The sequence below is a fragment of the Caballeronia sp. AZ10_KS36 genome (assembly GCF_023631105.1).
In the GTDB taxonomy this organism is placed as follows: Bacteria; Pseudomonadota; Gammaproteobacteria; order Burkholderiales; family Burkholderiaceae; genus Caballeronia.
The window spans coordinates 444977-463014 of record NZ_JALQDQ010000001.1; the positions used below are offsets into that span (position 1 = coordinate 444977).

The following is an 18038-nucleotide window of genomic DNA, read 5'->3' on the forward strand; positions in this document are numbered from 1 at the left end:
GGGGTTTCTCATGGCAGACATCCAATCGATTCAAAACGCAACACTGTCGCGCCGCGATGCGCAGCACGCCGAAGCCGCCGGACAAGAGTTCCTCGTCTTCACGCTCGGCGCGGAAGAGTACGGCATCGACATCCTGAAAGTGCAGGAGATTCGCGGCTACGACAGCGTCACGCGCATTGCGAACGCGCCCGCGTTCATCAAGGGCGTGATCAATCTGCGCGGCATCATCGTGCCGATCGTGGACATGCGCATCAAGTTCAATCTCGGCCGTGTCGAGTATGACAACCAGACGGTCGTCATCATCCTGAACGTCGCGCATCGCGTGGTGGGCATGGTGGTGGACGGCGTATCGGACGTGCTCACGCTGACGCAAGATCAGGTCATGCCCGCGCCCGAATTCGGCGCGACGCTGACCTCCGAATATCTCACCGGCCTCGGCACGGTCGAGGGCCGCATGCTGATCCTGATGGATATCGAAAAGCTCATGACCAGCCGCGAGATGGAGTTGATCGACTCGGTCGCCGCTTAACGAGGTGCCCGCACGCGTCGCGGGCGAAGGAAAGGAAGCCATGTTGAAGAAGTTGTCCATTCGCACGACGCTCACGCTCGTCGGTCTGTTGTTCGTCGGTTGCGCGGCCGTCATCGGCGCGCTTTCGCTCGTCGGCCTCAATTCCGCGAGCGCCTCGCTCGACTCCATCGCCAAGGAAGACATGGTGGCGATGCGCGCGCTCGCGGACACGTCGTCGTATCTGCTGCGCTCGCGCATCACGCTCGACCGCGTGCGCTCGCTCACCGAAGCGGGCAACGCCGACGAAGCGAAGAAGGCAATGGAGCGCGGCCAGTTCCTGCTCGACAAGAGCTACGAGAACTGGAAGCTCTATCTCGACACCAAGAAGCCGATGCTGCCGCAAGCGACGCTCGATACGCTCGTCGCGCAGCACGACACGCTGATGAAAACCGGCGTCGAGCCGGAGTTCGCCGCGATGCGCGCGAACGACATGGCCGCGTACCACGCCATTGCCGACACGAAGATCAGCCCGATGTTCGTCGCGTTCGATCAGGCGGTCACGGCGGCGGTTTCGTTCCAGCAGAAGCACGCGGAAGAGTCGCGGGCGAGCGCGGCGTCGCAGAACGCGACGCTCAGCATGGTCATCGGCGGATTGCTCGCGCTCTCCGGTCTGCTGCTTTTCGCGACGCGTTTCGCGCTGCGCAGCCTGATCGTTCAGCCGATCGACGACGCGGTGGAACACTTCGAGCGCATTTCGCGCGGCGATCTCACGAAGTCGGCGCACACGGACAGCACGAACGAAATCGGCCGTCTTTTCGCGGGCATCGAGCGCATGCGCGCGAACCTGACCGCGATGGTCGGCGCGGTGCATCGCGGCGCGGAATCCATCGATGTCGGCGCGCATGAAATCGCGAGCGGCAACACGGATCTGTCGCAGCGCACGGAAGAGCAGGCGGCGTCGCTGCAAGAGACGGCCTCCAGCATGGAACAGCTCACGAGCACGGTGAAGCAGAACGCGGACAACGCGCGTCAGGCGAGCCAGCTCGCGGTGAACGCATCGGACATCGCGTCGCGCGGCGGCGAAGTGGTCGAGCAGGTCGTCGATACGATGAACGCGATCGCGTCTAGTTCGGGCAAGGTGGTGGACATCATCGGCGTGATTGAAGGCATCGCGTTCCAGACCAACATTCTCGCGTTGAACGCGGCCGTGGAAGCGGCGCGGGCGGGCGAAGAAGGTCGCGGCTTCGCGGTCGTGGCGGGCGAAGTGCGCTCGCTCGCGCAGCGCAGCGCGGCGGCGGCGAAGGAAATCAAGGCGCTGATCGGCGATTCGACCGAGAAAGTGCAGAGCGGCTCGCAACTCGTGACGCGCGCCGGCGAAACCATGGGCGAGATCGTGCAGGCGGTGCGCCGCGTGACCGACATCATGGGTGAGATCAGCGCGGCGTCCGAGGAGCAGTCGGACGGCATCGAACAAGTCAATCGCGCCGTGACGCAGATGGACAGCGTGACGCAGCAGAACGCGGCGCTCGTTGAGCAGGCGGCGTCGGCGGCGGCATCGCTCGAAGATCAGACGCGGCAATTGAAGGAAGTCGTCGGGCAATGGCGCATCGCGGGCGCCGTGCCGGCGTCGGTGAAGCCGAGCGCGGCGGTCGCGGCTGCGCGCCTGGCGCCTGCCGTGGCGAAGGCTACGCGCGTCGAGCCGACGTCGCGTGCATCGTCCGCGAGCGCAGCGAAAGTTGCGGAGCAGCCTAACGTCGCGCCGGAAACGGCCGTTATCAAGGATAAGGCCCGCGATGCAGCGAAGGCGGCAAGCGCAGCGAAAGCCGCGCCCCGCGTGAGCGCACCGGCGGCGGCACCCGCCCCGCGCGCGAAGGCCACGACCGCCGACGACGGCGACTGGGAAACGTTCTAAGCGCATCGGCCAGCACCGGTCGGGCGCGCGGATGACCAAACAACCCGGCGCACGACCGGCGCACAAGCGAAAGTAAGCACGCAGCAGGCGCAAACAGAGCAAGAGGCACCAGAATGGCAACGCGTAATGCAACCAACGCACGCGTCGAACTGGCCGGCGGCATACGCGGTCCGGAAGTCGAGCGCGATTTCGAATTCACCGTGGCGGACTTCGCCCGGATCCGCGAGCTGATTCATCGCCGCGCAGGTATTTCGCTGTCCGACCACAAGCGCGACATGGCCTACAGCCGGCTCGCCCGACGCCTGCGCGCCTGCGGCATGGACACGTTCAAGCAGTACCTCGACCGTCTCGAAGCCAACGACGACAACGCCGAGTGGGAAGCCTTCGTCAACGCGCTGACGACCAACCTGACGGCATTCTTCCGCGAGTCGCATCACTTTCCGCTGCTCGCGGACTTCGTGAAGCGCCGCCAGCAGCCGGTGTCGGTGTGGTGCTCGGCGGCATCGACGGGCGAGGAGCCGTATTCGATCGCGATGACGCTCGTCGAGGCGCTCGGCGAGCAGGCCGCGCGTCACTGCACGGTGTTCGCGAGCGACATCGACAGCCAGGTGCTCGCCAAGGCGGACGCGGGCGTGTATTCGCTCGATCAGGTGAAAGGCATACCGGTAGAACGCCTGAAGCGGTTCTTCCTGAAGGGCACCGGCTCGCACGCGGGCTTCGTCAAGGTGCGCCCGGAGTTGCGCTCGCTGGTGAGCTTCGGCCGCGTGAATCTGACGGACGCGCGCTACGACGTGAAAGGCCCGTTCGACGCGATCTTCTGCCGCAACGTGATGATCTACTTCGACAAGCCGACCCAAGGCCAAGTGCTCTCGCGCTTCGAGCCGCTGATGAAGCCGGGCGGCCTCTTGTTCGCGGGTCATTCGGAGAACTTCACGTATGTGTCGCAGGCGTTCCGGCTGCGCGGCCAGACGGTCTACGAACTGACGCGCGACACGAAAGCGGCGGGCGCGCCGAAGCGCGTGCTCGCGGGAGAGCCGGCATGAGCGGGCTGCCGATCGCGTCGAACCTGTATTTCGACAACCATTTCAAGAAGCCCGGCGTGAAGCTGCTGCCGAACGAGTTCTACATGACGAGCGAAGACATGGTGCTCGTGACGGTGCTCGGCTCGTGCGTGGCGGCGTGCATCAACGATCGCACGGCGGGCATCGGCGGCATGAATCACTTCATGCTGCCAGATGACGGCTCCGATCCGTCGCACGCGTCGTCCGACTCGATGCGCTACGGCGCGTATGCGATGGAAGTGCTCATCAACGAGCTCATCAAGCGTGGCGGACGCCGCGAGCGGTTCGAGGCGAAGGTGTTCGGCGGCGGCGCGGTGCTCGCCGGCATGACGACGATCAACATCGGCGATCGCAATTCGGAGTTCGTGCGGCGCTATCTGGCGCTGGAGAAGATTCGCATCGTCGCCGAGGACTTGCAGGGCATGCATCCGCGCAAGGTCGCGTTCATGCCGCGCACGGGACAGGTGATGGTCAAGAAGCTGAAGACGCAGCACGACCCGGTCGTCGTCGAGCGCGAGCAGGCGCTCGTGCAGCGCACGCCGGAAGAGCGCGCGGAACGGCTGGCAAGGGCGCGCGCGCGTGTGGAACTGTTCGGCGCGGAGCGCGCGAAATCCGCAGCGCCCGCGACGAAGCCGCGCGTCGAGCTGTTCGGCGCGTCGGGAACGGCGGCCGCCGCGCGGACGATCGACGGAGTCGCGCGCACGTCGCGCATCGCGAAGGCCGCGGAGGAGGCGTGAGCATGTTGAATGCATCGAATGGCGGCAAGGAAGCCGCGGCGAAGATCAAAGTTTTGTGCGTCGACGACTCGGCGCTCGTGCGCAGCCTGATGACCGAGATCATCAACTCGCAGCCCGACATGCACGTGTGCGCGACCGCGCCCGATCCGCTCGTCGCGCGCGAGCTGATCAAGCTGCATAACCCGGACGTGCTGACGCTGGATGTCGAGATGCCGCGCATGGACGGACTCGACTTTCTGGAGAAGCTGATGCGCCTGCGGCCGATGCCGGTCGTAATGGTGTCGTCCCTGACCGAGCGCGGCAACGAAATCACGCTGCGTGCGCTGGAACTGGGCGCGGTGGACTTCGTGACGAAGCCGAAAGTCGGCATCCGCGACGGCATGCTGGATTACGCCGAGAAGCTCGCCGACAAGGTTCGCGCAGCTTCCCGTGCGCGCGTGCGGCAGATCGTGCATGCGGCCAGCGCGCCGAGCACGCCGGGCCACGCGGGGGCGAAGCCCGCGCCGCTCATCAACAACCCGCTCGTGTCGACGGAAAAGCTCGTGATCGTCGGCGCGTCGACGGGCGGCACCGAAGCGATCCGCGAAGTGCTCGTGCCGCTGCCGCCCGATGCGCCCGCGGTGCTGATCGCGCAGCACATGCCGCCGGGCTTCACGAAGTCGTTCGCGCAGCGCCTGAACGGGCTATGCCGCATCACGGTGAAGGAAGCGGAACACGGCGAGCGCGTATTGCCGGGTCATGCGTATATCGCGCCGGGCCACGCGCACCTCGTGCTCGCGCGCAGCGGGGCGAACTACGTCGCGCATCTGTCGGATGCGCCGCCGGTGAACCGGCATCGCCCGTCGGTGGACGTGCTGTTCCGTTCCGCGGCGCAGCACGCGGGCAAGAACGCGATCGGCGTGATTCTGACCGGCATGGGCCGCGACGGCGCGGCGGGGCTGCTCGACATGCAGCAGGCGGGCGCCTACACGCTCGCGCAGGACGAAGCGAGTTGCGTGGTGTTCGGCATGCCGCGCGAAGCAATTGCAATGGGCGGCGCAAGCGAGATCGCGCCGCTTTCTGAAATGAGCCGGCGCGTGATGGCGCGGCTGGCATCGATGGGCGAACGCGTGCAGCGCGTCTGATTTAACTGAATTGAATTCGCGGTGTCACGCCGCACTGAGAACACACGGGAGCAATGATGGACAAGAACATGAAGATCCTCGTCGTCGACGATTTTCCGACGATGCGCCGTATCGTGCGCAATCTGCTGAAGGAGCTCGGCTATTCGAACGTCGACGAAGCAGAAGACGGCGCGGCGGGCCTCGCGCGTCTGCGCGGCGGCGGCTTCGACTTCGTGATTTCCGACTGGAACATGCCGAACCTCGACGGCCTGTCGATGCTGCAGCAGATTCGCGCCGACGCGACGCTCTCGCATCTGCCGGTGCTGATGGTGACGGCGGAATCGAAGAAGGAGAACATTATCGCGGCGGCGCAAGCAGGCGCGAACGGTTACGTGGTGAAGCCCTTCACGGCCGCCACGCTCGACGAGAAGCTCACCAAGATTCTCGAGAAGATGGCTAAAGCCGGGAGCTGATCGTGAACGATCTGACCACTGAACTTTCCGCTGTCGCAGCCGAGGCCGATAACGATTTTTCGAGCGACCGCATTCTCGCGCGCATCGGCCAATTGACGCGCACGCTGCGCGACTCGATGCGCGAGCTCGGCCTCGACAAGCAGGTCGAAGCCGCGGCGCAAGCCGTGCCCGACGCGCGCGACCGCCTGAAGTACGTCGCGACGATGACAGAGCAGGCGGCCGACCGCGCGCTAAACGCGATCGAACTGGCCAAGCCGATGCAGGAAGCGATGCAGCGCGAAGCGCAGGCGCTGGACGACCGTTGGGCGCAATGGTACGGCAAGCCGCTCGCGCAGGGCGAAGCCGGCGAACTGCTCGCGCAGACGCGCAGCTTCCTGCAAAGCGTGCCGGAGAAGACGCAGGCGACCAACGCGCAACTGCTGGAAATCATGCTCGCGCAGGATTTTCAGGATTTGACCGGCCAGGTGATCAAGAAGATCACGGACGTCGTGTATCTGATCGAACAGCAATTGCTGGGCGTGCTGCTGGAAAACATCGCGCCGGAGCGGCGCGAGCAGTTCGCGGCGTCGGCGGCGGCGTTGATGTCGTCATCGACGGGCAATCCGGAAAGTCTGCTCAACGGACCGCAGATCAACCCGGAAGGGCGCAGCGACGTCGTGCAGGATCAGTCGCAAGTGGACGATCTGCTCGCGAGCCTGGGCTTCTGAGCTTTCCGGCTTCCTGACGCCATGCGCAAAAAGACGCGGAGCGCCTCTTCGGAGGCGTTCCGCATTGTTGCGTGTGCGCCGGAATCGGCCCGCGACGGCTGCTTTTAGCAAAGCATCTATCGACGCGGAACTTCTGCGCGGCTTACTGTTCGATCAACAGTCCCGAAGACGGCTCCGTCTCGGCTTGGTGCGGCGGTTTTTCGGGATTTGGCATACTGATGGCTATAGCATCCGTACGATGCTTGTATCCGCAGGGGTCCGCAGCTCCGTAAAACGGCGCGCGGGCCAGCCAAGACAACTTCCACAGGAATCGACAGGAGGCCCAGTGAAGGTCCAGAAGCAACCCCGTCATGGGCATCTCAGGCTATCGTTGGCCTTTCTCGCAGGCGCGTTGAGCGTCTGCGCAGCCGCACCGGCGCACGCCGCGCTCGGCGGCCAGCCGTTGAACGCGCCGCAAGGCGCCACCGCCGCGAATGCGGTCGTGCATGCCGCGACAGCGGCATCGGGCGCGTCCGGCGCATCGGGCGCAGCGGCGGCATCGAACTACACCGTCCGCTCGACGACGCTCGCGAGCGGCACCGTCATCAACGAATACGTGTCGTCCGACGGCACGGTGTTCGGCGTCGCGTGGCGCGGGCCGCGCGTGCCGGACCTCGCGACCTTGCTCGGCAGCTATTTCCCGCAGTACCAACAAGCCATGCTCGCGCAGCGCGCCGCACGCGGCGGACGCGGTCAGGTGAGCGTGCAGGATTCCGGTCTCGTCGTGCATTCCGGCGGTCACATGGGCGCTTTCGCGGGCAGCGCGTACCTGCCGCAGTCTTTGCCCGCCGGCGTTTCCGCCAGCGACATTCAGTAAGCGACGGGAGAATCCGATAATGTTCACAACGACTCTCGGCCTCGGCGCGGCATCTTCCCGGCGCGCCGGCAACGCGGCGCGCTGGCTCGGCGCGCTGTTTCTCGCGCTCACGCTTGCCGCATGCGGCGGCGGCAGCGACGACAACTCCAGTTCCAGCGGCGGCTCGTCCGGCGGCGGCAGTTCCGGCGGCGGCTCGTCCAGCACGGCCAACGCCCAGCCGATCACCCCGAACGGCACGAACGCGGTTCCCATCACGGTGAACGGCGGCGTCGCGAACTTCGTCAACATTCCGAATGTCTCGGTGACGGTCTGCGCGCCCGGCACGAACACCTGCCAGACCATCGACAACATCCAGATCGACACGGCGTCCTTCGGGCTGCGCATTCTGAGTTCGGCGGCTCAGTCGGTCATCGGCGCGCTGCCGGTGGCGAAGGCGCTGAACGGCGGACAACTCGCCGAGTGCGCCGGTTTCGCGGACGGCTACACGTGGGGCACTGTGCGTCAGGCGGACGTGCGCATCGGCTCGGAAGTGGCGAGCGCGCTGCCGGTGCAGATCGTCGGCGACCTGGACGCATCGGCGGCGCCGACCGGCATGAACGGATGTCCGTCGGGCAACGACGAGAACACCGTCGGCGAGATCGGCGCGAACGGTATTCTCGGCATCGGCACGCTGGCGCAGGATTGCGGCAGCAATTGCGCGACGACCCCGCTGAACGGCATGTACTTCTCGTGCACCAACGGCACGAATTGCACGGGCACGGCAGTTCCGCTCGTGCAGCAAGTGGCGAATCCCGTGCAGCGGTTCCCGGTCGACAACAACGGCGTCATCGTTCAGTTGCCGCCGGTTCCGGTCACCGGCGCGGCGAGCGCGAGCGGCACGCTGGTGTTCGGCATCGGCACGCAGAGCAACAACACGCTCACCGGCGTGACGCATCTCGGCACGGACGCGTACGGCGACGTCAGCGGCACGTACAAGGGCACGAATTACCAGACGTTCTTCGACACGGGATCGAACGGCAACTTCTTCCAGGACAACTTCCCGCTGTGTTCGAGCACGAGCGTGTTCTATTGCCCGACGTCGCAGCAGTCGCTCACCGCGACCGTCTCCGGCACCGACGGCAACACGGCGACGGTGCCGTTCAGCCTCGTGAGCGCGCGCACGCTGACATCGGGCACCGGCAAGTTCGCGTTCAATAGCCTGGGCGGCCAGTTGGGCATGAGCGGCCTGTTCGACTTCGGCATGCCGTTCTTCTACGGGCGCCACGTGTACGTCGGCTACGGCAGCGCGCCGTTCGTGGCCTTCTGATGCACGACGCCTGACAAAAAAATCCGGCCTCGGCCGGATTTTTTTTCGTCTACTGCCCGGAGGGCGCGGGGCGAGGCTTGCGCGGCGCGCTCGAAGAGCGGATCGTAGAGCCAGCGCGGCATCACATGCAGCAGCATGCCGACCACGCGCATCTGCCACGGAAACGTCGCGTAGCGCACTTTGCGGGCGATGGCATCGGCGGTTTTCGCGGCGAAGCGGTCCGCATCCATCAGGAACGGCATGCGATACGGATTGTGCGCGGTCATCTCCGAGCGCACATAGCCCGGCGCAATGGTCACGACCGAAACGCCCTGCGGCCGCATTTCCACGCGCAGCGCTTCCAGATACTTCGCCGCCGCCGATTTCGACGCGCTGTACGCGCCTGAGCCGGGCAGCCCGCGCACGCCCGCGACGCTCGCAATGCCGACGAGCGTGCCGCGCCGCGCGGCCGTCATCGACGCGATGAACGGCTCGAACGTCGCGACCATGCCGAAGTAATTCACGTCCATCACGGCGCGAAAGGTGTCCAGTTCGCCGTGGCCCGTGAGCGCGCCCTGACTGATGCCCGCGTTCGCGATCACGATGTCGGCCGCGCCGTGCTCAGCGATGAACCGGCGCGCGGCATCGGCGAGCGCGTCGGGATCGCGGACATCGGCGGGATAAATGGAAATGGACGCCTTGGGATGGCGCGCGGCGAATGCCGCAAGAGACTCGGCGCGTCGGGCGACGAGGCCGAGCACGGCCCCGCGCTTCACGTATTCCTCGGCCAGTGCCAGGCCGATTCCACTCGACGCGCCGGTGATGAAGACCTTCAACGGAACTGCGTTCATACCGGCGTCAGGCGATTACATCTTCTTGTCGCGCACTTGCTGGACGAGGAAGTCCATCACCTGCGTCGTGCCGGGCAGGCTGTTGGTCTGCGCGGGGCCGGTCACGTACTTGCCCTGCACCACGACCGTCGGCACGCCGTCGATCTTGTAGTCCTGAAGCAGCTTGGCGTCGCGCTGAACGTCGCTCTGCGTCGAGAACGAGTTGTATGCGTCCATGTACTTCTTCTTGTCGATGCCTTGCGTGGCGAGGAAGTCAGCCTGCGCCTGCGGCGTCAGCAGATAGTTCTTCTTCACGTGGATTTCGTTGAACACGGCGGGCGTGACCTTCTCCGCGACGCCGAGCGCAACCAGCGCGTGATACATCTTCGAATGCGGAATGAAGTCGTCGCGGAACGCCACCGGCACGCGCTTGAACACGACGTCCGGCCCTTGTTTCTTCTCCCACGCCTCGATATACGGCTCGAACTCGTTGCAGTGCGGGCAGCCGTACCAGAAGAACTCGATGACCTCGACTTTGCCCGCCGGCGCGCCGATGGGCTGCGGCGCCTGCATGACCGTGTAATCCTTGCCAGCAGCGGGAGCGGCCGATGCCGCGCCGGCGACGCTGAACGACGCGGCGGCGATGCCGAGGGAAAGGGCGAAGGCGCTAAAGAGTTTTTTCATGATCGAAGAAAGTACCAAGGTGCGACGTGAAGGCCGACACGGCGGATGCGTCGCGGCTCTCAAGTGGGACATACGACGCTTAAGCCTGACTTAAGGCGCACCGCGGACGCGGGCGCCGTCCTGCGAGCGTTATTGCTTCGAAAAGCGGATGACGGCCGTATCGACGCCTGCGTCGGACAGACGCTGACGCGCCGTGTTCATGTCCTCGAACTTGGCGAACGGACCGATACGCACACGATAGTACGTCACCCCGCCTGCATCGCGCTGCGTGACCTTTGATTCGAAGCCCTGAAAGCCCAGACGCGCACGCTGCTGCTCGGCATCGGCCTGCGTCTTGTACGCGCCGACTTGCAGGAAATAGCCGGTGTTCACGTCGCCGGGTGCGGGCGGCGTGGTCTTGGCTGTGGCGGGCGGCGCGGAGCCGGTCTTCGGCGGCGTCGCGGCGGTGGTCGAACTGGTCGAACCGGGCGAACCGGTCGATCCCGGCGCGGCTTCAGGCTTCTTGGCGATGGTCGGGCTCGCGGTGCGCGGCGCGGACGCCGTGCCGCCGCTCGGCGGCACTTCGACGATCTGCGGCTCGTCCAGCACGCCCGACGACTGCGTCTGATTCGTGCTCTGGCCGGGCGCCGTGTTCGGCGGCGTGGGCTGCGCGGCTTGCGGCACCGCTTGTCCCGGCGACTTCCCTTGCAGCGGGCGATTCGGGTCGTACGGCTGCGCGGCGGGCGCGGAAGACGACTCCGCTGGCGGCGCGACCTTGGCGACGAATGGCGTGGGCGCGCGCGTGATGTACAACGCGACGATCACGGCGATCGCGAGTCCGACGATCAGACCGAGCACGATGCCGAGAAAGGTTCCCCCCGTTTGCTTCGACTGCGATTGCTTCGACGTGCGGCTTGGTTTTGCCATCGTATGAATCACCTGCAAAAAGTCTTCAGTTGGCCGACGATTATAGCCGCCGCGTAACGCGCGCCCGCGCCAGGCTGCCGTCCGCGCACGCCGAAAGATTCACAAAGTTACAGGCGCGCGCACGACGAAAGGCTCACGACGCAGGGCCGCCGATCACATCTTCTGCGGAGCCGACACGCCGATGGTGGCGAGACCGTTTTCGAGCACCTGACGCGTGGCGGCCAAGAGCGCGATGCGCGCCGTACGCTCTTTCTCGTCGTCCACGAGCACGCGCTCCGCATTGTAGAACGAGTGAAATTCACCAGCGAGGTCGCGCAGATAGAACGCGACCGCGTGCGGCGCGAGTTCGTCGGCGGCGTGCGCGAGCATGTCGGGGAACTCGGCGAGCTTGTTGAGCAGCGCCATCGCGCGCGGGCTCGACAGCGGTTCGAGATCCGCCTTCGCCGCTTGCGCGAGGTCGCCGCCGTAGCGTTCCTTCCAGTCGTTGAGAATGGTGCAGATGCGCGCGTGCGCGTACTGCACGTAATAGACCGGGTTCTCGTCGTTCTGCTTGAGCGCGAGATCGATGTCGAACACGAATTCGGTGTCGGCCTTGCGCGAGATCAGGAAGAAGCGCACGGCGTCGCGGCCGCGGCGAATCATCGCTTCGTCGAGCTGATCGGGCGCGGCTTCGCTGCCCGGCGTCATGCCGCCCGACCATTCGATCAGATCGCGCACCGTCACGTAGCTGCCGGCGCGCTTGGAGATTTTCACTTCCTGGCCGTCGCGCATGACCGTGACCATCTTGTGCAGCACGTAGTCGGGATAGCCCTTCGGAATGCCGACGCCAAGCCCTTGCAGCCCGGCCCGCACGCGCGCGATGGTGCCGTGATGGTCCGAGCCCTGCACGTTGATGACCTTGGTGAAGCCGCGCTGCCACTTGGTGACGTGATACGCCACATCCGGCACGAAGTACGTGTACGTGCCGTCGGACTTCTTCATCACGCGGTCTTTGTCGTCGCCGTCGTCGGTGGTGCGCAGCCACAGCGCGCCGTCCTGCTCGTAGGTCTTGCCGGCGTCGATGAGCGCCTTCACCGTTTCTTCGACGCGCCCTTCCTTGTACAGCGACGACTCCAGATAGAACTGGTCGAACTTCACGCCGAACGCGGTCAGGTCCATGTCCTGTTCGTGGCGCAGATACGCCACCGCGAAGTGACGGATTGCTTCGAGGTCGTCCACGTCGCCCTTGCCTTTGACCGGCTCGCCGTCCTTGGCCGCGACGGTCGCGCCCGCCATGTAGTCACGCGCGATGTCGGCGATGTACTCGCCGTTGTACGCGGCTTCCGGCCACTCGGCGTCGCCCGGCTTGAAGCCGCGGGCGCGCGCCTGCGTCGAAATGGCGAGGTTGCCGATCTGCACGCCCGCGTCGTTGTAGTAGAACTCGCGATGCACCGCGTAGCCTTGCGTCGCGAGCAGGTTCGAGAGCGCGTCGCCGAGCGCAGCCTGCCGGCCGTGGCCGACGTGCAGCGGACCGGTCGGATTCGCCGACACGAATTCGACGAGCACGCGCTTGCCCGCATCGCGCGACGAACGGCCGTACGCCGCGCCTTCGCCGAGCACTGCCGGGATCACGTCTTGCTTTGCCTTCGCCGCGAGACGCAAGTTGATAAAGCCGGGACCGGCGACTTCCGCGCTCTCCACGAGCCCCTTCGCGGCCGGATGGCCGAGCACTGCATCGACGATCTGCTGCGCGAGCTGACGCGGGTTCGCGCGCAGCGGCTTCGCAAGTTGCATCGCGACGTTCGATGCCACGTCGCCATGCGCCGCGACCTTCGGCCGTTCGAGCACGATCGCGGGCGCGACGAAAGCGGCTTGCGTTGCGCCTTGCGTGGCTTGCGCGACCTCTTTGACCGCGTCGGAGAGGAGCGTTTCCAGGGTTTCTTTGTGTGCGGGCAGCATGCTGAATGTGATCCAGTGGAGCGAATGCGCAGTGTCACGCGACAGGGGCGGGCGACGCGAACCGCCGATTGACGCGGCCGATGAGCCGTTCGCCACGGCCTGCCTTCGTGCGGGCCACGGCTGAAACCGGGATTTTAGCAGGTGCTAAACTGTCTATTCAGGGTGGTTGTTCTGCAAAGATCGGCTCGCTGGCGCGGCTCGCATCGCCCCGGCTGTCATCCAACAAAAGGAAAAGGACTCTCCCATGCTGATCACATTCAAGACCATGGCTGCACCGGATGTCATGATGCTCGACAACCTCGCCGAGTATCTGCTCGAGATCATCGGCAAGCAGCTGAACGAGCGCGGCGTCATCACGCATGACGAACTGCCTGCCGCCATTCAAAAACTCGAAGCGGCGATCGTCAACGACAAGAAAGAGCGCGCCGAGCACGACGGACATTTCCACGAAGGCGAACAAGGCCACGATCCGCACGAGATTCCGATCGGGCTCTCGCAACGGGCGTATCCGTTCCTCGACATGCTGCGTCTCGCGCAAAAAGAGAACAAGGACATTCTCTGGGGCGTCTGAGCGGGCGCATGAGCACCGCGCGGCTCAAACGAAAAACCCCGCATCGGCGACGATGCGGGGTTGTCTTCCTGCTGGCTTACTCGGGCGGCGCCGCTTACTGCGACTGACCGTTGCCCGGAGTCTTCGGCTTTTTAGGCGTCTTCGGCTTCTTCTTGTGTTCGGCCTGCGGCGGCGAGTACGACGATGCCTGCGTGCTGCTGGCCTGCGCGAACGCAGCCGAACTCGACGCTGCGAGCACTGCCGCGGCGATCGCGATGCTTACGGCGGACGTCATCTTCTTCATGCGACTTTCTCCGTGGCTAAAGAGTGCGTGGCCGCCGTCGTGGCGGTTCATCGCAGCGACAAGTCTACGGAATAAAAAAAGTTCCCGCGCATCACGCGGCGCTTTTCTTGCGTATCACGCGCGGCATATGTCTTTGCGCAACGTTCGCGATGCTTGCCGAACGCGATCAGCGCAGCGGCGCGAGCGCGCGTTCCGCATCGGCCGATGAGATCGCCATGCGTTCAGCGAAGCTATGCACCTGATCGTCGCCGATCTTGCCGACCGAGAAGTACGTGCTTTCCGGATGCGCGAGATAGAAACCCGAGACGCTCGCGGCCGGCGTCATGGCGAGCGATTCGGTCAGGCTCATGCCGATTTCTTCTGCCTGAAGCACTTCGAACATATCGCGCTTCACGAGATGATCGGGGCAGGCCGGATAGCCGGGCGCGGGACGAATGCCGCTGTACTTCTCCGCGATGAGCGCTTCGTTGTCGAGCGTTTCGTTGGCGGCGTAGCCCCACAGTTCGCGGCGCACGCGCGCATGCAGCGCCTCGGCGAAGGCTTCCGCGAAACGGTCGGCGAGCGCCTTCAGCATGATCGCGCTGTAGTCGTCGTGATCGGCGGCGAACTGCTGCTCTTTCTTGTCGACGCCCAAGCCCGCCGTCACCGCGAAGAGACCGATGTAATCGGCCACGCCCGAGTCCTTCGGCGCGATGAAATCCGCCAGAGACCGATTCGGCCGCATGACGCCGTCGACCACCGGCCGCACGCTTTGCTGACGCAGATTGCGCCACGTCATCGCCACTTTCGAGCGCGACTCGTCCGTGTAAATCTCGATGTCGTCGTCGTTCACCGTGTTCGCGGGCAAGAGCGTGATAACGCCGTTCGCCGTGAGCCAGCGGCCCTGAATGATGCGCGAGAGCATGGACTTGCCGTCCGAGAACACGCGCCGAGCCGATTCGCCGACGATCTCGTCGTTAAGAATGGCCGGGTACGGTCCCGCGAGATCCCACGTCTGGAAGAACGGGCCCCAGTCGATGTAATTGGCCAGATCTGCGAGGTCGTAGTTACGGAACACGCGCCGCCCGATAAAGCTCGGCTTCTTAGGCTGATACGCGCTCCAGTCGATCTTCGTCTTGTTGGCGCGCGCCTCGGCGTACGTGACCATCGGCTGCGCCTTCTTGTTCGCGTGCTGCGTGCGAATGCGTTCGTAGTCGGTCTTCAGTTCGTCGAGGAACTTCGCCGCCCCTTCGTCCGACAGGAGGCTCGATGCCACCGACACCGAACGCGAAGCGTCCGCCACATACACGACCGGGCCATCGTAGTTCGGCGCGATCTTCACGGCGGTATGCACGCGCGAAGTCGTCGCGCCGCCGATCAATAGCGGCGTCTGCTTGCCGCGGAAATATTCGTCGCGCTGCATTTCGGAGGCGACGTAAGCCATTTCTTCGAGACTCGGCGTAATGAGCCCCGACAGGCCGATGATATCCGCGCCTTCTTCCTTCGCCTTTTGCAGGATGGTCGCGCAGGGCACCATCACGCCCATGTTGACCACTTCGAAGTTGTTGCACTGGAGCACCACCGACACGATGTTCTTGCCGATGTCGTGCACATCGCCCTTTACGGTCGCGATGACGATCTTGCCCTTCGAGCGCACGTCCGCGCCGGCATCGGCGAGACGCTTCTTCTCTTCTTCGATGAACGGGATCAGATGCGCGACCGCCTGCTTCATCACGCGCGCCGACTTCACCACTTGCGGCAGGAACATCTTGCCCGCGCCGAAGAGGTCGCCGACGATGTTCATGCCGTCCATTAGCGGCCCTTCGATCACGTTGATCGGCCGGCCACCCGCCTGCTCGATCTTCGCGCGCACTTCCTCGGTGTCTTCCACAATGAAGGTCGTGATGCCGTGCACGAGCGCATGCGAAAGCCGCGCCTCGACCGGCTGATTGCGCCATTCGAGGTTCTCTTCCTTCTTCGCCGCGCCGGTCTTGAACTTGTCGGCGATTTCGAGCAGACGGTCGGTGGCGTCTTCGCGGCGATTGAGCACCACGTCTTCCACGCGCTCGCGCAGTTCGGGATCGAGATCGGCATACACGCCGAGTTGCCCGGCGTTCACGATGCCCATGTCCATGCCCGCCTGAATGGCGTGGTAGAGGAACACCGTGTGAATGGCTTCGCGCACCGGATCATTGCCGCGAAACGAGAACGACACGTTCGACACGCCGCCGCTCACCTTCGCGTGCGGCAGGTTCTCTTTGATCCAGCGCGTCGCGTTGATGAAATCGACCGCGTAATTGTTGTGCTCTTCGATGCCCGTCGCGATGGCGAAGATGTTCGGATCGAACACGATGTCTTCCGGCGCGAAACCCACTTCGTTCACGAGAATGTCGTAGGAACGCTTGCAGATTTGCGTCTTGCGTTCGAACGTGTCGGCCTGACCTTGCTCGTCAAAGGCCATCACGACGGCCGCCGCGCCGTAGCGGCGAATCAGCTTCGCGTGATGACGGAACGCGTCTTCGCCTTCCTTCAGCGAGATGGAATTGACAATCGCCTTGCCCTGCACGCACTTGAGGCCGGCTTCGATGACTTCAAACTTCGACGAGTCGATCATGATCGGCACGCGCGCAATGTCCGGCTCGGACGCGATCAGATTCAGAAAGCGCACCATCGCCGCTTTCGAATCGAGCATGGCTTCGTCCATGTTCACGTCGATGACCTGCGCGCCGTTTTCGACCTGTTGCCGCGCGACGGCGAGCGCCTCGTCGAACTGGCCGTTCAGGATCATGCGCGCGAACGCCTTGGAGCCCGTCACGTTCGTGCGTTCGCCGACGTTGATGAAGAGCGAGCCTTCGGTGACGTTGAACGGCTCGAGGCCGGAAAGACGCATCGTGTGATCGGTCATGGTCGTTCGCTTCTCTTCTGTGTCTCTTGTGTTTCTCTTGGTCGATTCGGGCAGTACTAAGTACTTAAGCGGCGTCGCGGTATTGCGAAGGGAATGCGCGCGGCTTGACTTGCGCGAGCGCCTTCGCGATTTCCGCGATGTGCTCCGGCGTGGTTCCGCAGCATCCGCCCGCGAGATTGACGAGTCCCGCCTGCGCGAATTCTTTAAGCAGCCCCGATGTGACGTCGGGCGTTTCGTCGAAGCCGGTATCGCTCATCGGATTCGGCAGGCCGGCGTTCGGATAGCACGACACGTAGGTATCGCAGAGCTTCGCCAACTCGGCGATATACGGGCGCATGAGCGCCGCGCCGAGCGCGCAGTTGAGCCCGAACGTCAGCGGCTTCGCGTGGCGCAGCGAGTTCCAGAACGCCTCCACGGTCTGACCCGACAGAATGCGCCCCGAAGCATCCGTGACTGTGCCGGAGATCATGATCGGCAGGCGTTCGCCCGTGTTCTCGAAGAGCTCGTCGAGCGCAAAGAGCGCAGCCTTCGCGTTCAGCGTGTCGAAGATGGTTTCGACGAGAAAGAGATCGCAGCCCGCATCGAGCAGCGCCTTGGCTTGCTCGTAGTACGCGTCGCGCAGTTCGTCGAAGCTCACGTTGCGCGCGCCGGGATCGTTCACGTCCGGCGAGATGCTCGCGGTCTTGGGCGTCGGCCCGATCGCGCCCGCGACGAAGCGCGGCTTGTCCGGCGTCGAAAATGCATCGCAGGCTTCGCGGGCGAGCCTCGCCGACGCCAAGTTCATCTCGGCGGCCAGATCTTCCATGCCGTAATCGGCCTGCGCGACGCGCGTGGCGCCGAACGTGTTCGTCTCGATGATGTCCGCGCCCGCCGCGAGGTATTGGTCGTGAATCTCGCGGATGATCTGCGGCTGCGTAATGGAAAGCAACTCGTTGTTGCCCTTGATATCGCGGCCATAGTCCTTGAAGCGCTCACCGCGATAAGCGGCTTCGTCCAGCTTGTAACGCTGAATCATGGTGCCCATCGCGCCATCGAGAATCAGAATGCGCTGCTGCAACAGCGTGGGAAGCGCGGCGCCGCGCGTGTAATCGCGCGCGGGGATCGGAAGGCTCGGATTGGCGTTCTGGTTCATGACGGACAGGCCCTGCACCGGATAGGAAATAGTCCGTCATTGTAGCCGCAGCGCGATGCGGTCGCTCCCGGCGCGGTTTGCTTCATGGCGAAGCGCACGCGCGCAAAAAAGAACCCCGCCGAGGCTTCGGCGGGGTGTCTTCTGGCGTGTCGCTCGTTTGCCGTATTG

Annotated in this window: 17 protein-coding genes; 10 read left to right on the forward strand and 7 right to left on the reverse strand. The window is 64.6% G+C overall.

Annotated features, from left to right (window positions below; all coding sequences use genetic code 11):
* Positions 1–10 precede the first annotated feature (10 nt).
* From cheW to NCR35_RS02135, 9 genes are all read left to right on the forward strand, one after another.
* Entirely contained in the window at positions 11–529 is a 519-nt protein-coding gene (gene cheW / locus NCR35_RS02095) for a chemotaxis protein CheW (protein ID WP_175939048.1), read from the forward strand.
* 40 nt (positions 530–569) lie between these two features.
* The gene (locus NCR35_RS02100; RefSeq protein ID WP_250532832.1) at positions 570–2420 is read left to right on the forward strand and encodes a methyl-accepting chemotaxis protein; all 1851 of its coding nucleotides are present in this window, start codon (positions 570–572) and stop codon (positions 2418–2420) included.
* A 113-nt stretch (positions 2421–2533) separates the two neighbouring features.
* Positions 2534–3463, forward strand: a complete 930-nt coding sequence (locus NCR35_RS02105; RefSeq protein WP_244847706.1) for a CheR family methyltransferase — start codon at positions 2534–2536, stop codon at positions 3461–3463.
* Entirely contained in the window at positions 3460–4218 is a 759-nt protein-coding gene (gene cheD, locus NCR35_RS02110) for a chemoreceptor glutamine deamidase CheD (protein WP_250532833.1), read from the forward strand. The genes NCR35_RS02105 and cheD overlap by 4 nt, the downstream gene beginning before the upstream one ends.
* A gap of 2 nt (positions 4219–4220) precedes the next feature.
* A complete protein-coding gene (locus tag NCR35_RS02115) occupies positions 4221–5342 on the forward strand; it encodes a protein-glutamate methylesterase/protein-glutamine glutaminase (protein ID WP_250532834.1) in 1122 nt (373 codons plus the stop codon).
* Positions 5343–5398: 56 nt separating this feature from the next.
* Positions 5399–5794: a chemotaxis response regulator CheY gene (gene cheY / locus NCR35_RS02120; protein WP_159837744.1), complete on the forward strand. Its 396-nt coding sequence runs from the start codon at positions 5399–5401 to the stop codon at positions 5792–5794.
* Between the two features lie 2 nt (positions 5795–5796).
* Positions 5797–6501 (forward strand): protein phosphatase CheZ, encoded by a 705-nt coding sequence (gene cheZ / locus NCR35_RS02125; protein ID WP_244847709.1) that lies wholly within the window; start codon positions 5797–5799, stop codon positions 6499–6501.
* 325 nt (positions 6502–6826) lie between these two features.
* Positions 6827–7357, forward strand: coding sequence for a DUF2844 domain-containing protein (locus NCR35_RS02130; RefSeq protein WP_250532835.1), 531 nt, complete (start codon positions 6827–6829; stop codon positions 7355–7357).
* Between the two features lie 19 nt (positions 7358–7376).
* A complete protein-coding gene (locus NCR35_RS02135) occupies positions 7377–8663 on the forward strand; it encodes a DUF3443 domain-containing protein (protein ID WP_250532836.1) in 1287 nt (428 codons plus the stop codon).
* Here NCR35_RS02135 and NCR35_RS02140 read toward each other — a convergent pair.
* The 4 genes from NCR35_RS02140 to argS form a co-directional block, all read right to left on the reverse strand.
* Entirely contained in the window at positions 8633–9493 is an 861-nt protein-coding gene (locus NCR35_RS02140) for an SDR family oxidoreductase (protein ID WP_250532837.1), read from the reverse strand. The genes NCR35_RS02135 and NCR35_RS02140 overlap by 31 nt on opposite strands.
* A gap of 15 nt (positions 9494–9508) precedes the next feature.
* Positions 9509–10156, reverse strand: a complete 648-nt coding sequence (locus tag NCR35_RS02145; RefSeq protein WP_250532838.1) for a thiol:disulfide interchange protein DsbA/DsbL — start codon at positions 10154–10156, stop codon at positions 9509–9511.
* Positions 10157–10285: 129 nt separating this feature from the next.
* On the reverse strand, positions 10286–11062 hold the full coding sequence (locus NCR35_RS02150; protein WP_250532839.1) for an SPOR domain-containing protein: 777 nt from the start codon (positions 11060–11062) through the stop codon (positions 10286–10288).
* A gap of 153 nt (positions 11063–11215) precedes the next feature.
* Positions 11216–13000, reverse strand: coding sequence for an arginine--tRNA ligase (gene argS / locus NCR35_RS02155; RefSeq protein WP_250532840.1), 1785 nt, complete (start codon positions 12998–13000; stop codon positions 11216–11218).
* Positions 13001–13244: 244 nt separating this feature from the next.
* Here argS and NCR35_RS02160 point away from each other — a divergent pair, with 244 nt between their 5' ends.
* Entirely contained in the window at positions 13245–13571 is a 327-nt protein-coding gene (locus NCR35_RS02160) for a DUF1840 domain-containing protein (RefSeq protein WP_250532841.1), read from the forward strand.
* 94 nt (positions 13572–13665) lie between these two features.
* Here the strand turns inward: NCR35_RS02160 and NCR35_RS02165 are convergent, their stop codons facing one another.
* The 3 genes from NCR35_RS02165 to NCR35_RS02175 form a co-directional block, all read right to left on the reverse strand.
* Entirely contained in the window at positions 13666–13854 is a 189-nt protein-coding gene (locus NCR35_RS02165; RefSeq protein ID WP_250532843.1) for a hypothetical protein, read from the reverse strand.
* Positions 13855–14020: 166 nt separating this feature from the next.
* Positions 14021–16792, reverse strand: a complete 2772-nt coding sequence (gene metH / locus NCR35_RS02170; protein WP_284502838.1) for a methionine synthase — start codon at positions 16790–16792, stop codon at positions 14021–14023.
* Positions 16793–16802: 10 nt separating this feature from the next.
* Entirely contained in the window at positions 16803–17870 is a 1068-nt protein-coding gene (locus NCR35_RS02175; protein WP_250532845.1) for a homocysteine S-methyltransferase family protein, read from the reverse strand.
* Positions 17871–18038 lie beyond the last annotated feature (168 nt).

Coding starts and splice junctions, on each gene's coding strand:
- cheW (WP_175939048.1), top strand. CDS start 11: ATGGCAGACATCCAATCGATTCAAAACGCAACACTGTCGCGCCGCGAT.
- NCR35_RS02100 (WP_250532832.1), top strand. CDS start 570: ATGTTGAAGAAGTTGTCCATTCGCACGACGCTCACGCTCGTCGGTCTG.
- NCR35_RS02105 (WP_244847706.1), top strand. CDS start 2,534: ATGGCAACGCGTAATGCAACCAACGCACGCGTCGAACTGGCCGGCGGC.
- cheD (WP_250532833.1), top strand. CDS start 3,460: ATGAGCGGGCTGCCGATCGCGTCGAACCTGTATTTCGACAACCATTTC.
- NCR35_RS02115 (WP_250532834.1), top strand. CDS start 4,221: ATGTTGAATGCATCGAATGGCGGCAAGGAAGCCGCGGCGAAGATCAAA.
- cheY (WP_159837744.1), top strand. CDS start 5,399: ATGGACAAGAACATGAAGATCCTCGTCGTCGACGATTTTCCGACGATG.
- NCR35_RS02135 (WP_250532836.1), top strand. CDS start 7,377: ATGTTCACAACGACTCTCGGCCTCGGCGCGGCATCTTCCCGGCGCGCC.
- NCR35_RS02140 (WP_250532837.1), bottom strand. CDS start 9,493: ATGAACGCAGTTCCGTTGAAGGTCTTCATCACCGGCGCGTCGAGTGGA.
- NCR35_RS02145 (WP_250532838.1), bottom strand. CDS start 10,156: ATGAAAAAACTCTTTAGCGCCTTCGCCCTTTCCCTCGGCATCGCCGCC.
- NCR35_RS02150 (WP_250532839.1), bottom strand. CDS start 11,062: ATGGCAAAACCAAGCCGCACGTCGAAGCAATCGCAGTCGAAGCAAACG.
- argS (WP_250532840.1), bottom strand. CDS start 13,000: ATGCTGCCCGCACACAAAGAAACCCTGGAAACGCTCCTCTCCGACGCG.
- NCR35_RS02160 (WP_250532841.1), top strand. CDS start 13,245: ATGCTGATCACATTCAAGACCATGGCTGCACCGGATGTCATGATGCTC.
- NCR35_RS02165 (WP_250532843.1), bottom strand. CDS start 13,854: ATGAAGAAGATGACGTCCGCCGTAAGCATCGCGATCGCCGCGGCAGTG.
- NCR35_RS02175 (WP_250532845.1), bottom strand. CDS start 17,870: ATGAACCAGAACGCCAATCCGAGCCTTCCGATCCCCGCGCGCGATTAC.